The sequence below is a fragment of the Collinsella aerofaciens genome (genome assembly GCF_019131995.1).
GTDB classification, from domain to species: domain Bacteria; phylum Actinomycetota; class Coriobacteriia; order Coriobacteriales; family Coriobacteriaceae; genus Collinsella; species Collinsella aerofaciens_S.
The window spans coordinates 1-20,780 of record NZ_JAHONA010000002.1; the positions used below are offsets into that span (position 1 = coordinate 1).

General features: G+C 58.9%; 11 protein-coding genes and 1 tRNA gene. 5 read left to right on the top strand and 7 right to left on the bottom strand.

Going from position 1 to position 20,780, the window contains the following annotated elements; genetic code table 11:
* Positions 1–416, top strand: a 416-nt coding sequence (locus tag KSY82_RS00640; RefSeq protein ID WP_217752361.1) for a transposase, incomplete at its 5' end; no start/stop codon positions are given.
* Between the two features lie 462 nt (positions 417–878).
* On the opposite strand, the gene KSY82_RS00645 is transcribed toward KSY82_RS00640, so the two are convergent.
* From KSY82_RS00645 to KSY82_RS00655, 3 genes are all read right to left on the bottom strand, one after another.
* Positions 879–2,801 carry an Ig-like domain-containing protein gene (locus KSY82_RS00645; RefSeq protein WP_217752362.1) on the bottom strand — a complete coding sequence of 641 codons (1,923 nt, stop codon included), beginning with the start codon at positions 2,799–2,801 and terminating at the stop codon, positions 879–881.
* A 1,722-nt stretch (positions 2,802–4,523) separates the two neighbouring features.
* Positions 4,524–5,867 (bottom strand): adenylosuccinate lyase, encoded by a 1,344-nt coding sequence (purB, locus tag KSY82_RS00650; RefSeq protein WP_217749863.1) that lies wholly within the window; start codon positions 5,865–5,867, stop codon positions 4,524–4,526.
* Between the two features lie 425 nt (positions 5,868–6,292).
* Positions 6,293–6,367, bottom strand: a tRNA-Gly gene (locus KSY82_RS00655).
* A gap of 297 nt (positions 6,368–6,664) precedes the next feature.
* Here KSY82_RS00655 and KSY82_RS00660 point away from each other — a divergent pair.
* Positions 6,665–10,096, top strand: coding sequence for a SpaA isopeptide-forming pilin-related protein (locus tag KSY82_RS00660; RefSeq protein WP_217749864.1), 3,432 nt, complete (start codon positions 6,665–6,667; stop codon positions 10,094–10,096).
* Positions 10,097–10,162: 66 nt separating this feature from the next.
* Here the strand turns inward: KSY82_RS00660 and KSY82_RS00665 are convergent, their stop codons facing one another.
* Complete coding sequence (locus KSY82_RS00665; RefSeq protein ID WP_022094153.1) at positions 10,163–10,381, bottom strand: hypothetical protein; 219 nt, start codon at positions 10,379–10,381, stop codon at positions 10,163–10,165.
* Between the two features lie 21 nt (positions 10,382–10,402).
* Entirely contained in the window at positions 10,403–13,537 is a 3,135-nt protein-coding gene (locus KSY82_RS00670) for a M28 family peptidase (RefSeq protein ID WP_217749865.1), read from the bottom strand.
* A 198-nt stretch (positions 13,538–13,735) separates the two neighbouring features.
* On the opposite strand from KSY82_RS00670, the gene KSY82_RS00675 reads away from it, so the two are divergent.
* Together KSY82_RS00675 and KSY82_RS00680 are read left to right on the top strand one after the other, a co-directional pair.
* Positions 13,736–14,758, top strand: coding sequence for a helix-turn-helix transcriptional regulator (locus tag KSY82_RS00675; protein ID WP_217749866.1), 1,023 nt, complete (start codon positions 13,736–13,738; stop codon positions 14,756–14,758).
* Complete coding sequence (locus KSY82_RS00680) at positions 14,745–15,662, top strand: helix-turn-helix transcriptional regulator (RefSeq protein WP_217749867.1); 918 nt, start codon at positions 14,745–14,747, stop codon at positions 15,660–15,662. The genes KSY82_RS00675 and KSY82_RS00680 overlap by 14 nt, the downstream gene beginning before the upstream one ends.
* Here the strand turns inward: KSY82_RS00680 and KSY82_RS00685 are convergent.
* Positions 15,659–18,553, bottom strand: a complete 2,895-nt coding sequence (locus KSY82_RS00685) for a helicase C-terminal domain-containing protein (protein ID WP_217749868.1) — start codon at positions 18,551–18,553, stop codon at positions 15,659–15,661. The two genes, KSY82_RS00680 and KSY82_RS00685, sit on opposite strands and share 4 nt — an antisense overlap.
* Positions 18,547–19,512, bottom strand: a complete 966-nt coding sequence (locus KSY82_RS00690) for a D-alanine--D-alanine ligase family protein (RefSeq protein ID WP_117637917.1) — start codon at positions 19,510–19,512, stop codon at positions 18,547–18,549. The genes KSY82_RS00685 and KSY82_RS00690 overlap by 7 nt, the downstream gene beginning before the upstream one ends.
* 85 nt (positions 19,513–19,597) lie before the next feature.
* Between KSY82_RS00690 and rlmN the strand changes: the two genes are divergently transcribed.
* The gene (gene rlmN, locus KSY82_RS00695; protein WP_217749869.1) at positions 19,598–20,650 is read left to right on the top strand and encodes a dual-specificity RNA methyltransferase RlmN; all 1,053 of its coding nucleotides are present in this window, start codon (positions 19,598–19,600) and stop codon (positions 20,648–20,650) included.
* Positions 20,651–20,780 lie beyond the last annotated feature (130 nt).

Sequence of the window (20,780 nt, forward strand, 5' to 3'; positions counted from 1 at the left end):
TCGACACCCTGACGGCCTTCAGGCTCGCAGCCGAGGCGGGCTCCTTCACGAGGTTCCGGACGGCCCCGGCCTTCGCGAGCTGGTGCGGGCTGGTCCCGTCGGAGCGCTCGAGCGGCGAGACCGAGCGGCGCGGCGGGATAACCAAGACGGGCAACCGGCTCGCCAGGACGGCACTGGTGGAGTCGGCGTGGCACTACCTGACGTGCACGCCCCGCCCGAAGGCCCCGGCGCCCGGCGCGGACGTCCCCGCGGCGATTCGGGCGCGCGCCGACGACTGCACCGCCAGGCTCCACCGCCGCCGCGAGGCGCTGGCCGCGGCGGGCAAGAGCGCGTGCAAGGCCAACGCCGCCGTCGCGCGCGAGCTCGCCTGCTGGGTCTGGGAGATCGGGCGCCGGGCGGAGGGGACCCTCGGCTGACCCCGTCGGACAACAAGCCTCCCGCCGGGAGGGCCCGCGCCTCGACGCATCGCCGGCGCGCGTTCACGAGCCCTTTTTGGGCAGCCCAAGGGCCGCGCCCGTGAACAAGACTGGTTTCGGACGAGCGCGCCGGACGGAGAATCGAAATGCGGTGGGGTGCGCGGACATACCGGGCTGACCGCCGGCAGCGCGCCCGCAAGAGCCCGCGGATATTAGCTTGCCAGGCAAGCGTCGACTAAACGTGCAGCGTGCGCGGGCCCTCCCGACGGGAAACGAAAAAGCCCGGTTTAAAACCGGGCTCGAACAAACACGCCTATTGACAATGGCTTTCTCATATTAGATGGGCAAGGCGCCAATGGTCGAAATGCAACCGCAAGCGGTCGAATTAGGTTAACCCTACTCGAAGCTCAGCTGCTCCAGGCGGTCGAAGACCGTATCGATGCGGGTGACGAGCGGGGTACCCTAACGCTCGAAACGTTTACGCATAAGAGCGAAAGCGATCAGCGCAACGCCGGCAACGGCCATAATAAAGGCGACAGCAAGGGCCTGGTCGCCCGTATTGGCAAGCGCGCCCTTAGTAGCCTTAACAGACTTTTTGGTCACCTTAGTCGTCGTCTGCTGACTAGGCTGGGACGGCGTCACGGGCTGCGTAGGCTGAACCGGCTCACCATTGGCCTCCTCGCCCGTCACCACGTACGTCGAGAAGTGGCTCGTGCGGAAGCAGAGGTAGTCGCCCTCGGTCCACGTATCCATAGCCTGAGTGGAACCATCCTCGGCAACGTAGAGCACCTTGAGGTTGGTGAGCGCCTTCATGGCGGCAGTCATCTTGACACGGACGATGAAGGACATGCCTTCGTAGTCCTCGATAACCTCGCCGTCCTTGAGAAGCTTGATATCGAGCTTATCGGCAACCTTGGTAGCCCCCTGCTCAAGGCCGGAAATCGTAGCATTGGCGGCATCGGTAAGATCCGTCGGTTCCTCGACCACAAGAGAGATGCTGTTGTTCTGGGCAATGCCGGCAGCGACATTGTTCTCGGCGCTTACGCTAACGTCCGTTCCGTTGCTACCCGCAACGCCTGCAATGGTCTTTGCCGCTACGGTAACGGCGCAGGTCGCGGTTTTGTCGCCACAGGTGGCGGTAATCGTGGCGGTACCGGCCTTAAGCGGCGTCACGACGCCGTCTTTGACCGTGGCGATCGACGAGTCGCTGGAGGTCCAGCTCACCGTCGTATCGTCTGCATCGGCAGGACTCACCGTTGCGGAGAGCTTTGTGGAGGCATCACCGACGGTAAAGGACAGGCTCGTCTTGTTGAGTTCAGCCTTTTGGGCGGGATTGGTCACGGTCACCGAAACGGTCTGGGAGAGCGACCCTGCAGTGATGACAAATGAACCAGAACCGGTCTTGAGGGCGGTAACGGTGTAGGAGCCATCACCGTTGTCGACAACCTTAAACGCCTTCGAAGCGCCCGTGTCATCCAGAGCAAGATTGGTCTCGTCGACCTCACCCGCAAGGGTTCCAGCAAGAGAAACCTTCACGGTGCCCTCTTCGCCCTTCTTGAGGCCGAGGACGCTCTGGTCGACCGTAAGGTTCGTTGCGGGATTAGAGACGGTCACCGCGCAATCCTGAGAATAGGTGCCGTCTTCAGTCGAAACGGTGATGGTTGCGGCGCCCTTGGAGACAGCCGCCACCTTTCCGGTTTGATCGACTGTAGCGACACTTTCGTTGCTGGACTTCCAGACAATCGTCTGGTTAGCCTCCGCGGGAACGACCGCCGCCTTAAGCTGCTCGGTTGCAGCGCCCACAAGCACGACCTTCTGCTTATCGAGCGTGATGCCCGTAGCAGGCTGAATAACCGTCACCTTGCACGTGGCGCTATGCTCTCCGTCCTCAGTGGTGACGGTAATCGTAGCAACACCTGCCTTGACCGGGGTCACGACGCCGTCTGCAACCGTGGCGACCGTAGGATCGCTCGACGACCAGGACAAGTTCTTGTTCGTTGCATTATCGGGCTCAACCGCTGCGGTCAACGTCGAGGGCTCACCGCCCACAGCAAGCTTAAGGTTTGAAGCGCTGAGCTTGACGCCCGACACCTTTACAACCGGAGTGGTTACCGTAATCGCATCCGTGGTTGCAGAGACCCCATCAACCGTTGCCGTGATCGTGGCATCACCGTCACCGACAGCGGTAACAAGACCGTTAGCGTCGACGGTAAGGACGCTCTCGTTGGAAGAGGACCAAACAACTTGGCTGGCCTTGTCATCAGGGGAGACCTTTGCCTTCAGCTGCTGAGTCGTGCCTTTATCCATGGAGGTTGAGTAGCTGTCCGCAATGGAAACCGCAGTCTTTACAGGCTCCTCGCCAGGCTTGACAACATGAACGGTCATCGTGTCGCAGAGACGACCACCCAAGTACATTGAAACCGTTGCATCGCCGTAACTATGAGGCACTAAATACCCCAAGTAACTGCCACCACTAAACATCGGTCCTTTTACCTCGAGGACATCCGGATTATCTGAAGTGAAAGAATACTTTGCGCCGGCATAGGAGTCCATCAATTCCTCAGCGCTTTTACTCAGCACGCCCTTTGGATATTCAAACCCCCTGTCACATTCCAGCCAAAGCCAATCTTTGGATATACTATCTGAACTGACCTCACAGGGAAATGTATAATCACTCGACACAAACTTAGCCTTCGAAAGGCTCACTTCCGCAGGGTCGACAACCTCTATCTCAAAGGGATGGTCATTGCCAAGGCCATCACGAGCATGAGCCTTAACGGTGCCAGGCTTTATTGCCTTAAACGAGTTTTCACCATCGATAAGCTCAACGACATCGTTGCTTTCCAGAGAATAGGTTACAGCGCCAAAGTCCGCACCCCAATGTGCGCGCTGGCATGCCTTCAGTACTTCATTTGGAGAAACGTTGAGAATGGCAGTCAGATAATAGCTGTCCCCAACCAGCATCTTTTGCTTTTTGTTCCCACGCTCATTGAATCCGGGCTCCTGATTCTCGGTTACAACATCACATAGCTTCTTCGTCTCAACTTCACCGTTGCAATAGTCGACAAGAACCTTGGCCTCTTTAGCATCTTTCGACAACGCCTCGAGTTGCAAAGAAGCGCTTAGCTCGGAAGTTCCATATGATGAATAATTCGAATTCACCCTTGCCTGGACTTTGGAATCCTTTGAGGGGTCTTCCTTAATAACAAAATATGTGGCCGCACGGCTCTCGTCCACGGGACGAACGTCAACTCTCCCCTCTAGTAATGCATAATGCGTGTTCCCGCATTTTTGCGGACAATCATCCGTGTAACCCAGCGTTGCGGTGTTTGTTGTCGCACCAGATTGGTCGTAAGAAACGAAACTGACCTTAATTGGATTGACTTTAGCCACACTTTTAATCTTAAGAGAACCGTTTAAACTCTCGTCGGTCTTGCTCTTCAGGGTTATAGTCGTTGTGCCAACTTTGGTGGGGCTAATTGTCAATACCCAACTATGTGACTCATAACTTACCTTAGCGATATCCTCGTCAGACGATGTGATATCGATATCGCTAGGGTCAATGTGCGCCCATTCGTGATTTTTATTAAAAAAGGAAAGCCTTCCTTTCACCGTCTGTCCAACAGCGACATCAAATTCTGACCACACATCGCCTGTAGACGAATCGTATGGGAGAAACGATGCACCCATGGAACCGTCCTGCGACTCCAGCATGACAGCATCCGCATGCGGAGCGGCCACCGTCAGCCCAAACGTTGCCGCCGTTAAAGCAACACAGATGCCTGTGGCTATCCTCCAAAACCCTTTTCTCATTCCCCTAAGTCCAATCTCTCGTGAAAAAACGCAGCATTCTCCCACACCTTAAAATTGGCTTAAGGATACCCCCCCCCCGACAGTTACCGGCAAGGTAATGTTTGTCAGATGTCTCAAATTATCGGCAAGCAGCACAGTTGACGCGCATATATCGCTGACGTCCAGCTTTCTAGGTGCGCTCATGCACAAGCCCCGCTGGCAGAGCGAGCTGCGAGCGGGGCTTGTGTTGGAAAGTCGCACTCGAACGAGGGCCGCGGAGAATTGATCGATTTGACTACCTCCCCGATCGGTCAATTAGAACTCGAGCTGCTCCAGGCGGTCGAAGACCGTGTCGATGCGGGTGAGGAAGTCCCACGGATCAAAGATCTCGTCGAGTTTTTCCTGGCTGACGGTGCAGCGCGGATCGGCCTCGAGACGCTCCTTAAAGGTGAGGCCAGAGACACAATCCTGCACCTCGTGCCAGGTGGCCATGGCATTTTCCTGCACGATAGCGTAGGCGTCCTCGCGGGTGATGCCCGTGTCGACGAGGGCAAGCAGCACCTTAGAGGAGAAGATGAGGCCGCGGGTCTTGTTGAGGTTGGCCATCATGCGGGCCGGATACAGCTGCAGGCCGTCGATAACGCGAATGAGGCACTGGAACATGTGGTCGAGCGCGATGAAGCTATCGGCCTGGGCGACACGCTCGGCGGAAGAGTGCGAAATGTCGCGCTCGTGCCACAGGGCAACGTTGTCAAAGGCGACCTGAGCGTTGGACTTCACGACGCGCGACAGGCCGCAGACCTTCTCCATGGTGATGGGGTTGCGCTTGTGCGGCATGGCGGAGCTGCCCTTTTGACCCTTGCGGAACGGCTCCTCGGCCTCGAGCGTATCGGTCTTCTGCAGGTTGCGGACCTCGGTCGCGATGCGCTCGCAGGTGGCCGCTGTAGTGGCAAGCACGCCGGCAAGGTAGGCGTGGTGATCGCGGCTGATGACCTGCGTGGACAGGGGATCGTGGACCAGGCCCAGGTGCTCGCAGACGTACTCCTCGACGAACGGCTCGATGGAGCTGTACGTGCCGACAGCGCCCGAGATAGCACCGAAGGCAACATTCTTGCGGGCGTCCTCAAGACGATCCAGATCGCGCTTGAGCTCCCAGGCCCAAGAGCCAAACTTCATGCCGAAGGTCATCGGCTCGGCATGGATGCCATGAGTACGGCCGGCGCAGAGCGTGTTGCGCTCCTCAAAGGCGCGACGCTTGCAGATCTCGCCGAGTTTTTTGACGTCCTCGATGATCAGGTCGCAGGCCTGGGTGAGCTGGTAGCACAGGGCCGTGTCGCCCAGATCGGAGCTGGTCATGCCATAGTGAACCCAGCGGCTGGGCTTGGGGTCGCCCTCGGGAACATCGGCATCGATGTACTCCTTCATGTTGGTCAGGAAGGCAATGACGTCGTGGCGCGTGACTTCCTCGATCTCATCGACCTTCGCCTTCTCAAAGTTGGCATGGTCGCGGATCCACTGGGCCTCGTCTTTGGAAATACCGATCTTGCCGAGCTCCGCCTGGGCCTCGCAGGCCAAGACCTCGATCTCCTGCCAAATGGCGTACTTGTTCTCGAGGGAGAAAATGTGTCCCATCTCCGGGCGGGTATAGCGATCGATCATAGCGGCTCCTTTTTGGTTATTGGCACGTTGGTCGTAACCCATCCATTGTACCGTGCGCAGGTGCAAGTATGGGCAGCAGGCATTAACCTAACATTTTGGAATTGGAGCGAGCAACGGGACATCCGCGTATTTGCTTCGCAAATCCGCACCGGCTGCGGTCGATCCCCTCGGATTCACGGTGACGATGGGGAAGACTTTGTTGAATTGACCGTCCCGAGGTCTTCTGTGCTCCATGGAGCGGACAACGGGACGTCCGCGTATTTGCTTCGCAAATCCGCACCGGCTTCAGGCGCCTGTCGGCGCCTTCGCCTGCTCGCTACAAACGCTTCGCGTTTGCTTAACGCTCGCACCCTGGCGGGTTCGAGTCCCGGCGCTTGGTAGTAAAAAGCACGGCAACGTAACGCTGCCGTGCTTGTGCTTTTTACTGGAGCGGGCAACGGGACTCGAACCCGCGAGTGTCAGCTTGGGAAGCTGATGCCTTACCACTTGGCGATGCCCGCATATGTGGGGGATAGTATAACGCGGTTGTCTTGTTCGATACAAGGGTGGCGATGCTTGTTTTAGCTATGGAGATTCGTTTGAAAATCGCGTCAATTGTGGAGATGAGGACCTTTGACCTCCTGTTCTCCTTATCTTCTACCTGCGCTTTTGCTTGATTGTTGTATTTGAGCTCAATTTGTCAGGAATTGGGCAAGCTTTTGGTCAGGCTCCGGTACTTACCCGCATGAACCTCGGGGGTAGCCTCATCCTACGCGTCGCAGCCTCCCCGTGCGGCGCACGAGGGATAAGGAGCAGCCATGTCCAACGCACCCACGCACTCTGTCCACAGCGCAATCGCAACGGGTCCGCTGCTCCTGCTCCTCTTCCTGCTTTTCGGCTGCCTGGCACCGGGAGCCGCATTTGCCGTCGATGGCTACGACCAGCTCGGCTTCCGCACTATTAGCGATGATTGTGGGCCCTTCTTCATCGGCAAGTATGAAGCTCAAGACACCTCGATTGCCTACTGCATGAACCAGGAGCGCCCCGGCCCCACCAAACCGGGCGGCCCATGGCTCAACTTTGATCAAGGCTGGGTGTGGCTCGACGACGAGTTCGCGGCAATCGTTTGTCACGGATATCCCACCACCACGTCGTTTGGCGGTTACCATCTTTCACCCGATCGCGCCCGCGCCGCCACCCAGCTTGCCGTATGGATGCTCAACGGCACTACCCATGTCGACGGCACCTACTCCTACACGACCGCTCAGGGTAAAACCAAGAGCGGACACTTTACCGCCGACAATGAAGTCGTGGCGGCTGCGCGGTGGCTCCACGACAGCGCAAAATCAGGAAGCATCGAAGCCGCTCCGCACCGCGCGCGACGCTATCTAGGGGCCGTATCGGGCGGCAGCAAACGTCAAGACATGCTCTATGTACTGCCGGCGGTCTCTGTTTCCTTCCAAAAGCAGTCTGCTAACACCGTTATTACCAGCGGAAACAATACCTATCAGTTTACCGGGGCAACATTCGATATTTTTGAGAGCGCCAGCGGCGCGCGTGTCGGCACCATCAAGATGGACAGCAACGGTCGAGCGCAAGCAACACTTCTGCCCAACACGGCATACTACCTAGTTGAAACGAAGGCGCCGGCCGGCTATGTCCCCCGCCACGATCGTATTGCCTTTACCACGGGGAATGACGGCGGGCGGGTCGCCATTGATGAACAGCCCGGCACCATCAATCTGCGTATCGTAAAACTCGATGCCGCGACGAATGCCGGCCCCCAGGTGGGATCTTCACTCGCAGGAGCAGAGTTCACGTGTGTGTCGCAATCAACCCCTGGATGGGCACAAATCCTCACGACCGACGAAAGCGGTCGGGCCACCCTCGCCGATGTCCCCTTAGGAACCTTTACCATCTACGAATCAAAAACCCCCGAGGGCTACCTGCCATCCAACGACAGCTGGACCTATACCGTTGGAGCCGACCAGCTCGGCGATTCAGGCGTGGTCGAGATCGAATCTCGCGTTTCCGATATCCCCATTGCGTTTAACCTTGAGATTTCCAAATTCAAGGATTACGGCAATAGCGACCAATCCGGCCTGGAGCAGCCGGCGGAAGGTGTTGTCTTTGAGGTTGTCAGCAACAGCTCTCAGCAGGTTGTTGGCACACTGACCACAAACGTCTATGGCTTTGCCTCCACCAAAGATCAGCCCGAAGCATGGTTCGGCGCAGGCAAGCGACCCGCCGGTGTCCACGGAGCCGTCCCATACGACCGTGCCGGCTACACGGTTCGCGAGGTTCCGGAAACCGTCCCCGAGGGTTTTAAACGTGCAGGGGAATGGACCGTCGGGGCCAATCAGATTTCCAACGGCGCCGAGCTTCAATATATCGTGGACAACCATGCTCTGTCGACGCATCTCCAGATTGTAAAACGCGATGCCCAAACAGGCGCTTCTGTTCCACTAGCCGGATTCACCTTCCAACTACTCGACAGCAATCACGAATCTGTCTCACAAACTTGCTGGTATCCAACACATAACGTAATGGACACCTTTACGACTGACGCGACCGGGACCGTCACACTGCCCGAATCGCTCGTGCCGGGCACCTATTATGTACGCGAAACCTCGGCCAAAGAGCCCTATCTTGTCGGCGAGGAGATCGAGGTAAACATACCCTCCGACATGAACCTAACACCCGTTGCAATCGCCTCGTATTATGACCACGCCGCGACCGGAAACATCAGGATCGTTAAAACCGATGCCATAGACGGCAGCAGCCTCGCGGGCGCCGTCTTTGAGATCCGTGCCTCGAGTGATATCGTGCGCCCCGACGGTAGCATTGCCGCGCTCGACGGTGAGACTGTCGCTACCATCACGACGGATGAAACTGGAGAAGCACGCGCGGACAACCTCCCGCTGGGACTTGGCACCGCACGCTACGAGGTTGTCGAGACTCAAGCGCCGGCAGGCTTCTTGCTCGATCGGACAACCCATATTGTCGACCTTACTTATGCCGACCAGAAAACACCCGTTGTAGAAGCACGGCTTAACGTATCCGACGATTACACCAAGGTTGATATCTCCAAGGTCGATGCAAGCGGTGAGCAGGAAGTGGAAGGCGCACAACTCACCTTATATGGTCCCGATAAAACCGAAATAGACTCCTGGACCTCATCCGACAAGCCACACCGCGTCGAACATCTTGCACCCGGCACCTACTCGTTGCGCGAAATGATGTCTCCGCGGACCTATGACCTTGCCGAGGAAATAACGTTTGAAATAAAGGATACGGGAGAAGTCCAATCCGTCGCGATGAAGGATGCGCCCATCGAGATCAAGGGACAGGTCGACAAGCGTCAGGAACTTGTCCAACCTATCGAAAAGGGCCTGTTGGCTAACGGCGATGGTAAAAATCGCGCCGCGACGCAAACTAATACGGATGGACTTTTCTCCTATACCATCGACGCTCGAAACGATTCCGCTACTTGGGTTGATGAGTTTACGATTACCGATGATCTTGAGTGCGCCAAAGACGGCACGGCGAGATTCATCTCAATCGAAACCCCCGTCGCCATCGGCGACCTCAACGGTCTGTGCAACGTGTGGTATCGCACGACGCCGTTGGACTCGACAGACGTCGATGAGCCGGCGAACGCGACACTTGACGATGGACACGAAAATCCTTGGCTTGAGTCCGACGAAGTAAAAGAGAGCCTTGGTGAGGACTGCCGCCTCGTCGATTACGACGGCTGGCGCCTCTGGAAGGCGGATGTCTCGACCACGGAATCCACCACACTCGAGGCGGAAGAGCTCGACCTTGCATCCAATACCGTCGTAACAGGCATTCGAATTGAATACGGTGCGGTAGCCGCCGACTTTACGACTCGAAGCGATGCGGATTCTTGGACCCGCGATGATCTCAAAGATGAGCACGACGACCTTGACGATGCCAAAGCAATCCTTGGCACAGACGCTCGGGGCGCAGTCGTACACATGCAGGCAACGTCGGCTTATACGCCCCAAACCGCACTCACCAACAGCGCGCGCGTCGATCTTTGCCGCAACGGTGGCGGCGATAAACTTGAGTCACATGACGAGGACAGCGTCATTCAACGCTGTACCCTACCGCAGGACCTACCGGCAACAGGATCAGTTCCCATCGCCGCTTGCATCACCGCGCTCCTGACCTCGGGTGCCGCAGCCCTATGGTTCGCTCGCCTTAGGTCGATCCCAAAGAAGCGCTAGCGCGATGAAAAAGCGGGCGAGCCAGTCCCCTGGCTCGCCCGCTTTCAATCATTTAAATCGCCGCATCTACTCTGCAGACGAAGATCCACCATCAACGATTGCCTGCTCGGACTCAGGAATCCCATCGGCACCCGTACTCTGTTCTTGCTCCACCTCTTCGCTGATTGCGGAGGCGGGGGTCGAGCCCTTTGCACCCACGATGTAGGCAGCCCCAAATCCTAACGCAATGGCAATCAAGGTCAAAATCACGTAGACAGGCCAATGGCGCTTAATATACGAAAACACGTTGACTCCTTAGAGCTCCGTCTACGAACGGCGGATAACCTCGGTCACGACCTCGGATACCGCAGCAATGTTCGTCGGGTTGACATTGTGGGGCAGGTCGTCCTCGGTACGAGCGCAAGCCAGACGCGTGCCGTCCACGCCGGCGATGGTAAGGGCTCGGCGGCTCGCCTCGAGCGCAGCATAGGCATCGGTCTTGGCATAGGGCATCTCGAGCGCGCCACAATCGACATGGAACGACTTGCAGACCTTGCTGACCAGGTTCATGATGCGGCGATCGCCCTTGAGCAGTTGTTGTTCGCCCTCGACCGTCACCACCGAAAGCCTACCGGCGCCGACGGATTCAAGATTGATAAAGAATACGCCGCGGAGCTTATCGCGATGCGAAGCCAAGAAGGCCTTCATGCCAGCGCCATCACAATCCGAGGCGCCCGTTGCCACAAACCAGATATCGTGACCGAGCAGCTCATCATCGCCCATAGAGGCGACAGCCAAGAGCATATCTTCGGAAGAAGCGCCATCGGAAGAGGTGGCGCCGCCCTTCCAGCCGTCGTCGTCATCCTCGAAGTTATCCCACGAGCCAATGCCGCGGCCAGACTTCTTGGCATCGTAATCGTCCTCGACTCCCAGCCAGTCACTCATGCTGTCCTGCTCGTTCTTCTTTTTGCGGCCGAACAAGCCGCCCAGGCCACGCTTCTGCGGCTTGGCGCCCGTCGAAGCGGGAGCCGAGATGGTCTCGAGCGGCTGTGCGCCCGGGGAGATGGGTATGGGGGTCGCGACCGGTGCCGATGTGGGCTCGGGGCCCTGCGCCGTCGCAAAGGGATCATTTGTCTGTGCCGAAGGATCGGGGAGATCGAACAGCGACGTGCGGGACGCGGCGTTGGCCTGTTGTATCGAAGGCAGCGACGGATCGGGGACCGAGGCCAGCGGTGACGAAGAGGGCGCAGGCGCTGAGGCCGGATCGGGGATATTCATTTGCTGGCACGGAGGCACCTGAGACGAAATCTGCGCCATGAGGGAGTCAACTGTCTCGTCTTGCGTGGGAGCGACATTGGCCACCGTGGCACCGGGGTCGCTCGGCGCGGGCATGGTAAAGATCTGCGTAGAATAAGGCCTGGACTCATCCATCTTGGGAGCCTCGTCAACCGCAGGGGGCTTCTGCTCCATAGCAGGAGCCCCGACCTGCTCGGGTGCGCTGGCCTCAACGGAATCGGCCTCGTCGACAACCGAATCATCGGCGGCGTCCTGGGCATCATCAGAGATGGGAAGGGACTCGGCAATTGCGGTGCCCTGCTTTTCAAACGTCATCGTGGCACCAAATGACATGGTGCCATCGACCGGCTGCTGCGCCTCAGAGGACGCCGCAGCCGCGGAAACGTCAGCGGATGTCGGCTGCGGAGCCTCGAAGGACGTCGTGGCGCCGGCAACATCGACAGGCTCCGGCTGCTCGGCCTCGCTCTGCTCGAACTCCTGTGCCGCACGCTCACGCTCGGCCTCGGCGGCCTGCTGCTGGGCGATGGCCTCCCGCTCGGCGGCCTCGCGGGCAGCGGCACGCTTTTCCTCAAAGTCGTCGACGAACTTCTTGCCCTTCGCAAAGGCGCCCTTAAAGAAGCTAGAAGCGCTGGCACCAATCGAGGAGAACGCAGAAGCGATATCGGCATGGGGCGTTGTCGAGGGAAGCTCGGCCGAGAAATCGGTGTCACTCTCATAGGACACGCGCTGCGGATACTCGTCATAGTCTTCGTCGGCGGTCTCGTCTTCAACCTGTGCCGGAGCGGCAGGCGCCAGAATATCCAGACCAGCTGCAGAATCGAGCGCGGGTTTATCGTCAGGCTCCGCGGAAGCAACAGTGGCAGCGACCGGCTCGGCGGGAGCAACAGCCGTATTGGCCGCGGGCGCAGGCTCCTGTGCAACGGGGGCAGGCTCGGGCTCAAACGTCGGCTCCTCGCCTTCCTCGTAATCGAGCGTGCAGGACTCGGGAAGCATTCCGAGCGCACGGATGGCATCCGAACCAAAGCGGATGTTGCCGGCGGCATTGCGATAGAGCCTGGGCTCGGGCTCGGCCGCGACAGGCTCCTCCGCCGGCTCGGCAGTGGGAACCTCGTCATTGAACTCTTCGGCCTGGACAGCCTGATTCTGATCCTCGAGCACGATGGCGCCAATCAGCGTCTCGTCGGCAGACGCACCCTCAAAGCCCTCGATCTGCTCGTCGAAAGCCTCGCCCTGTTCGGGCTCGGTCTGAGCGTCGGGAGCAATCGGCTGACCGAACTCGTCCTCGGCGTAGGTAGGCTCTTCATACTCGATGGTGTTGCCGTAGTCGTTTTGCTGTTGGGCCGCGGCATACTCCGCTGCTGCGCGCGCCATCTCCTCGGCACGACGCTTCTGCTCCCCAAAATAGGTATCGAACGGAACATCGTCGGGAAACTCGTTTTCGCCCTGGAAGGGAGCAACGTTGTCCATAACGCCGAGCATAGCGGCGACAGAAGACTTGTTGCACACTGCGCCGGACGTATAGGGAAGCACAAAACGGTTAGAAATGATGTTTGCCGCGTTGGCGAGCGCAACGAGGGAAGCGAGGATCGCGACAATCCACAGCAGAACCTTGAGCGCGCCGGGGAGCGGCAGGATACGCAAGATGGCAACGGCAGCAGGGGCAACCGTGGCAACGGGCAGCAGCTTGGCGATGAGCGCACGATACGAAGCATAGGGCTCGCGGGCGAGCAGCTCAGCACGGGGAGAGTCGTAGTGTGCGACAACGACCACCGGGCGGTTGCGCGGAGACGCGAGCGGGCCCGAGGCCTTGTGGTAGGCGATGACATTTTGGCTCACGCCCGTCTTGCCCAGGCGCGAAACCACGGGGTGGCCCGTGCGCTCGAGCACGTAAAGAACGGCACCGACAATGGCCAGCAAGGTGCCGACCAAGCCGATGCCGCCGCCGATGCCCATCAGCAGGGCGCCGGCAAACGCAAGAATACCGGTAACGGCAAATGCCAACCTGCTGGGCGCCGGGGCATTGAACTCCTGAACCTCGGGATCAAAGCCGTGGTTGCGGAAGATCTGAGCGATATCCTCGGCAGCCAAGCGCTCTTCTTCGCTGCATGCCGGCGTGATGCCGGTGTTCTGCAGCAGGTGGTTAATATAGTTCTGGGTGTTCGCCATGTGCGCTCCACATCCATAATCCGACAAATAGGCCCAATGCATGCACATTAGAACCGTATATAGTCGAAAGTATACCCCGAGCGAGCGCAAACGACCGAATTCGGGCCATCTTAACGCCCCGAGCGGACAAGGATATAGCCTAATCTCCATATCGGACTAAAATCATGGCAGCAAACCACCTTCTCATGCGAGGACTCTATGACGGCAAGCGACGCGACCGCGACAATTAAAAAGGGGAATTCGGAGCCCAGTTTCGATAAAACGGCTCAGCGCATCCTCAATCTTTTCTTTGTGCTCAACAGCTCCCCCGAACCGCTGACGACCGAGCAGATCGTCTTGGATTCTGACCTGGGATATGGCTCGGGCAATATCGACTCGGATAAGCGCAAGTTTCGGCGCGATCGTGACAAACTGCTCGAACGCGGCATCTTAATCAAGGAGGTTCGCCCCGCCGGCGCGCAGGAGACCGAGGAAAGCTCATGGACAATCGACCGCGAGCACACGTTTGCGGCAGGCGGCCTCATCACCGCAGACGACGCCGATATCCTGCTCAACGCTATCGACCAGACAATAGCGGCCGGCTCATCCACTTTTGCCGCGCCGCTTGCCGATATTCGTTCCAAGATTGCCTACCTCACCGGCAGGACGACGGCGGACGAAGCACCGATCCGCCGCTCTCCCACCGTCGATGCGGTATGGAGCGCCTTTGCCGAGTGGTGCGCGCTGCGATTTTTATATCAGAACGGACGCGGTGAGCAGAAAGAGCGTACCGTCTGCGTCTACGGCATGTTCGAGCGCGAGGGCGTTGCGTACTTCTGCGGCCTCGACAATGCCACCGACGACATCAGGACATTCCGCTGCGACCGTATCGTTCGCGCTTGGCGTCCTTCGAAGGCCTACGCCATCCCTGCAGACTTCAATCTCAACGACTACCTGTTCTTTGAATTCGATTTTGCCGACCGCCCGCCCGTTGCAGCCACGTTCTCGTTCGCCCCTCAGACGCAGATCGATATGATCAACGGCCTCACGCGCGGGCGAGGTGAGCTCACACACACCGATGCGGGATGGATCTGGACCGTTGACGTGCGCGACCTTGAAGCCGCCGCCTCATTTTGCATGGCCCACGCCGTGGACGGCATGAGGCCCGTGGCCCCCAAATCGCTCAAGCAGGCGTGGAACCGCCTCATTGAAAGGACGGTGCACGAGCATGCCCGTGCGTAAACTCACCAGCGAGCAGAGACTCTCGCGCGCCATCGACATCATGGAGGCCCTCTACGCCGCCGGCGAGAGCGGCATGACACGAGCCGAGATTTGCAGCCGCTTTGACATCACAGGGGTGTCGCTCGACGAGATTCTCGAGATCGTCTCGGCGCTCGCGGACCGAGAATCGGGCGCGCGCATCATCTGCGAATGCCGCGGCGAGCGTGTGGTCCTCACCGGTGACGCCGGACGTGTGCTACCGCTGCGCCTGAGTGCCGCCGAAGGCGCTGTGCTCAACCATGAACTTGAATCGTTGGGGATCGAGCCGCAGACGGCAGCTCGGATTCGACATGCCCTTCTGCCCGAAGAGCTCGGCTATAACCAGCGCGTCTTTGACACCGTCAACCACGGGTCGCACTGGCAGCAGCTGAGCTGCGCCATTCAGGACGGTGTTCGTTGCCGCATCTCGTATCGCTCGATGGACGATGCGCGGCCACGCGAGCGTCTGGTCGACCCCTTGCGCATTACGGCAAACGGCGACCAAACATACCTGATTGCCTGGGACATCGCGGTCGATGAGCAGCGCACCTATCGCATGGATAAAATCGAGGGACTCACCTTGACGGAAGACTCCGTCGTGCCTCACACACCGGGCGTCGCATCCCTCCACGATTCCCTTGCCCGGACGCAGCGTAGCGCAAAGCTCTTGATGCCATTCGATATGGCGGAGCATCTGGACTGGGCCGGCATCACCCTAATCGAGCGCAGCGGGGCAGACATGGCAACGGTAACCGTGCATTACGGCTCCGAGCGTTGGCTACTGAGCCAGATAATCGCAGCGGGCGGAGCCATCCGCATCTTGGATGACCCCGCCCTGTCAAAGCGTCTGTGCGATATGGCAAAAACCCTCGTCTGTCCGCTTTAGCACCGCCGCTCGTGACGTGCGCGCCACAGTTGCAGATAGTGACCGATCTGCGCCGATTCGATGCGCTGGTAGGAGCTCGTGGGCAGCGACGTTAAGAACTTCTTTCCGTAGCCCTTCGTCACCAGGCGCGGGTCGGCCAGAATCAGCACGCCGCAATCGGTCGACGAGCGGATAAGGCGGCCGGCCGCCTGCTTGACCTCGAGCACCGCCTCGGGCAGCGAATAGCGCGCCCAAGCGCGGTCTTCGCGCAGGTTGCGCTCGCACGAGAGCGGGTCCGTGGGGCTCGAGAACGGCAGCTTGGGAATGATGACGCAACGCAGCGTCTCGCCGCTGGCGTCAAACCCCTCCCAGAAGGCCTTAAGCGCAAAAAGCGACGAGGTCGGCTCATTGATAAACCGGTCGCGCAGGCGACGAGGAGATGAGTTGCGCTGCTGGCAGTTGAGTTCCAGACCCGCACGGGCCATCTTGGGCTCAACGCGGGTGTACAGGTCTTCCATGTCGCGCCGATTGGTGAACAGCGTGAGCACCGATCCGCCCATGGCAAGATGGGCGTCGACCAGCACGCGCTCGAGCGCCGTAAGATAGCTCTCGCGATCGCGCGGATCGGGGATATCGCCCGCAACGACTACAGCCATGTTCGAATCGAAGTCGTAGCTCGAGTCCAAGTGCAGCGATGAAGATGTTGAAGCACCGATGCGATCGAGGCCGACCGCGTGGTTAAAGTGTTCAAAGCTTTTGGACACCGTCATGGTCGCCGAGGCAAAGATAGCCGTGTGAACCTCGGGCAGCCACTCGGTTGCCAAGGCCTCGCCAATGTCGATGCGCTCTGCGGTCATTGACTCTCCGCCGGCACGCAACCTGCGATTGACCTGCAGCGAATACACATAGTGTTCATCGGTGCCGTCGATGATGAGTTTGAGGTTCTCGGCCAGCTCGTGCAGGCGGCGCGAGATATCGCCCAAGTCGACAACAACCTCGGGCTTGTCGGCGGCGACGGCTTGCACCAGCGCGTCGACGCACTTGTCAGCTTGTTCCAACGCATCGATGGCAGCGTAGGCCGACTGTAAGAAATCATGCCAGTCGTCAGATTCGCGCAGCTCGGGGCCAATCCATAGATTGGCATTGTCATAACCCCCACGGGCACGGCGGCCGAGCTCGCGAACGCCATCGAACACGTCGGCGATTGCCATGCTCGCGCGCGCAACCGTCGACGTCGCCTTGGCAGTAAGGCCCAGATAGAGCGTAGAGCCCTCAGAGGTTGCCAAATCACGGGAGACCTGGCTTAGCGCACCGGTGCTCGAGCCACCCAGGCGCTCAAACAGAACGCGTGATTCGTCCGCCGACACCACGCGCGCCCACTGACGGCGCGCCTCGCGCTCGATAGAATGAGCCTCGTCGATTACCCAATGACGAATCGGAGGCAAAATCCTGCCCTCGGCCGCAACATTGCGGAACAGCAGGGAATGGTTGGTAACCACCACGTCGGCATGCGCCGCACGACGGCGAGCGCCGTGGACCAAGCATTTTTCAGGGAAAAACGGGCAGAGGCGACGAGCGCACTCGCGCGAGGCCGTCGTAAAGTCGGGGCGGTTGACGCTGCGCCACCGAATGCCGAGCGAGTCGAGGTCGCCATCGGCTGATTGGCAGACGTACGCCATAATGACCGCGACCGCCGTGAGCGTGTCCGCCGGATCGCGCTTGGTGGTAATCTCGACCTGGCCGCGGCTCATGCGCTCAAGCTTGCGCAGGCACGGATAGTGGTCATAGCCCTTGAGAGCGCAAAATGACAGGCCACCGTCCAGTTGCTCGGCAAGTTTTGGCAGCTCATGGTACATGAGCTGGTCGGCAAGATTGTTCGATTTGGTCGCAATACCAACCGTGATGTTGTTACGGCGTGCTGCCTCGGCAAAAGGCACCAGATAGGCCATCGATTTGCCGACGCCCGTGCCCGCCTCAATTACACGATGAGTGCCCGTGACCAGCGCATCGCGGACCTCGAGCGCCATCGCGATCTGCTCATCACGCGGCTCGTAGGTGGGATACATGCGATTGACCAGGCCACCTGGCGCATAGTCTGCCTCAATCTCCTCACGACTCGGCATCTTGAGTACCGGCAGTTCATCGGCGTCCACCCGATCGTCGGCGCGATCGGCCTTGAGAACGTCAGCACGAGCGGCGCTGAGAGAGAAGGTAGAACCAGGGTTCTGCCCTGCCAAGAATGAGAAGATAGGACGATAGGACCAAGGCACGTCCGGATGCATGTCGGCTAGGCGCGCCATGAGGCCCTGGGGCAAGTCGGTGAGCGCCACGAGCAACACGCGCCATACGCCACACAGGGCGTCGACGTCGGCATTGGCACGGTGTGATACCGAGTCGCAGCCAAACAGATCGGCCATAAAAGACAGCTTGTGCGAGGCCAGGCGCGGAAGCGCGATGCGCGACAGCGCCAACGAATCGATCCAAATATCGCTCACGTTGACGCCGCCTTTGACAGACTCGATAAACGAGCGGTCGAACGTGGCGTTATGTGCGATCACCGGGCAACCACCGACAAAATCGGCGAGAGCGGCGACGGCCTCAACGGCCGACGGGGCATCTGCCACATCGGCATTTGTAATGCTCGTGAGCTCGGTAATCTCGGCGGGAATCAGCTGCTTGGGATGCACGAAGGTATCGAAGCGGTCGACGATCTCGCGGCCCGAAAGACGGGCCGCCGAGATCTCGATCAGCTCATTGTCCTGCACCGAAAGACCCGTGGTCTCGGTATCGAGGACAATCACATCTTCCTCGATAAGACCGAAGGACTGCGTTTTGGCGCGGTCGGCAAGCGTGGCATAGGAGTCGATGACAAACTGCGGCGTTCCTGACGAAACCGCGTCCTCGATTAGCATGCAATGCCCGCTCGACGAAGGCCCATACGGATCAGGCTGTCACAGACCTGCGGGAACGTCATGTCGTCGGTGTGGCGGATCTCATCCGGATACAGCGACGTATCGGTCATGCCGGGAATGGTATTGGTCTCGAGGATAACGGGGCCGTCCTCGCTCACAATAAAGTCGCTGCGCGAGATACCCAGGCAACCGAGGGCCTTGTGAGCGGCACAGGCAAGTTCCTGAGCGCGAGCGTAATTCTCGGGTGAAATCTGCGCCGGAATGCGATGGATATCCGTAGGGTCGACATACTTCACGTCCAGATCGTAGAACTCGCAGTCCTCGGGCTTACGAATCTCGACAATCGGCAGGGCGCGCACGTCATCTTCGCCGTATACGCCGACGGTGATCTCGGTACCCTCGATGCACTTCTCGACCAGCACTTTGTCGCCGTACTCAAACGCCTTGGCGATTGCCGCGGGCAGCTCGGAGGGCTCATGGACCAGGGAAATGCCATAGCTGGAACCGTTGACGGCCGGCTTCACAAAGCAGCGCTCGCCACAAACCTCGACGATATGATCGATATCGACTTCATCGCCCACCTCGAGCGCAAGGCCGGGGGCAATGGGAATGCCCGCCTTGGCGTATAGGAGCTTAGAGACCTCCTTGTCGGCACCGCAGGCGCTGGCAAGTACGCCCGAGGCCGTGTAGGGGATACCCAGGGTCTCCATGGCACCCTGCATGGCGCCATCCTCACCGCCGGCGCCGTGCATGGCGATAAATGCCACATCGAATCCGCCGGTCGCCATGGTTACCATAAAGTCATCAGCGGCCGTGTCAAGCAGCTCCACCGAGGTGTAGCCGGCTTCCTTCAGTGCCACCACAACGTTCTTTCCCGAATCGAGCGAGATCTCGCGCTCGGCGGAATGACCGCCCGCCAAGACCGCTACGTGCATGTTCTCTAGGCTTTTACCCGGCATGGGCAGACTCCTCCTCTATAATTTCTGCAGCTGATACCATATTGTAGCGATACCCTCTACGTTTCCCCAAAATCGAAAGGCTTCCATGAATCCCAGGACTAAATCTCAGGACATTCGCGACTTGAGCCAAAACGATATTCGCGAGCTCGTGGCCGAACTTGGCCAGCCCGCCTTCCGCGCGAAGCAGCTCATCGAATGGGTCTTTGAGAAGAACGTTTGTTCGTTTGACGATATGACCAACCTTCCCAAGGCTTTCCGTGAGCAGCTTAAAGAGGCTTTTGCCTTTGATACGCCGACTGAACTCACCAAGCAGGTTTCCAAAGATGGCTCGCGCAAGTATCTGCTCGAGTACCACGATGGCATTTCCGTCGAGACTGTCGGCATGCCCCGTCGTAACAAGCTTTCCGTCTGCGTTTCCACCCAGGCCGGTTGCGGCATGGGGTGCGCTTTTTGCGCCACGGGCCTCAACGGCCTTAAGCGCTCGCTAACTGCCCAGGAGATCGTCGACCAGGTTTTGCACGTCTCCAACGATTTTGGAGAGCGTGCTACGAGCGTCGTCTTCATGGGCCAGGGCGAGCCGTTTGCCAACTACGACGAGGTTCTCAAGGCACTGCGTATCCTCAACGACCCCGATGGCATCGGTATCGGCGCTCGTCACCTCACCGTCTCTACCAGTGGCGTTATTCCCGGTATTCGCAAATTTGCCGATATCCCCGAGCAGTTCACGCTTGCCGTTTCCCTGCATTCCGCCATCCAGTCGACGCGCAATAAGCTCATGCCCGGTGTTAAGAAGTACACGCTGCTTCGCCTTCACGAAGCGCTTCAGCGCTACACCGAGAAGACTGGCCGCCGCCCGACCTATGAGTATGCCATGATCGAAGGCGTCAACGATACAAATCCCGAGATGCAGGCGCTCTGCGACTTTTGCGAGGGAACGCTGTGCCACGTTAACCTGATTCAGCTTAACGACATCGAGGGCAGCCCGCTCAAGCCGTCGCCGATTCATAAGGTCGAGGATCTTCAGCGTCGTCTTGAGTCCCGTGGCATCGAGACCACGATTCGTAACTCCCGTGGTAACGATATTGACGCCGCTTGTGGACAGCTGAAGCAGCGCTTCAAAGTTCAGAAGAACGCATAGGGGAGTCGCACCCCAATACGTTTCATGTGAAACATCGAACGGCCCCGGTTGCAGGATATGCAACCGGGGCCGTTTCATTTATTGACCTCAATTTTGGACCAGCTGCTACCTTTCCCATTTTTTACGGACA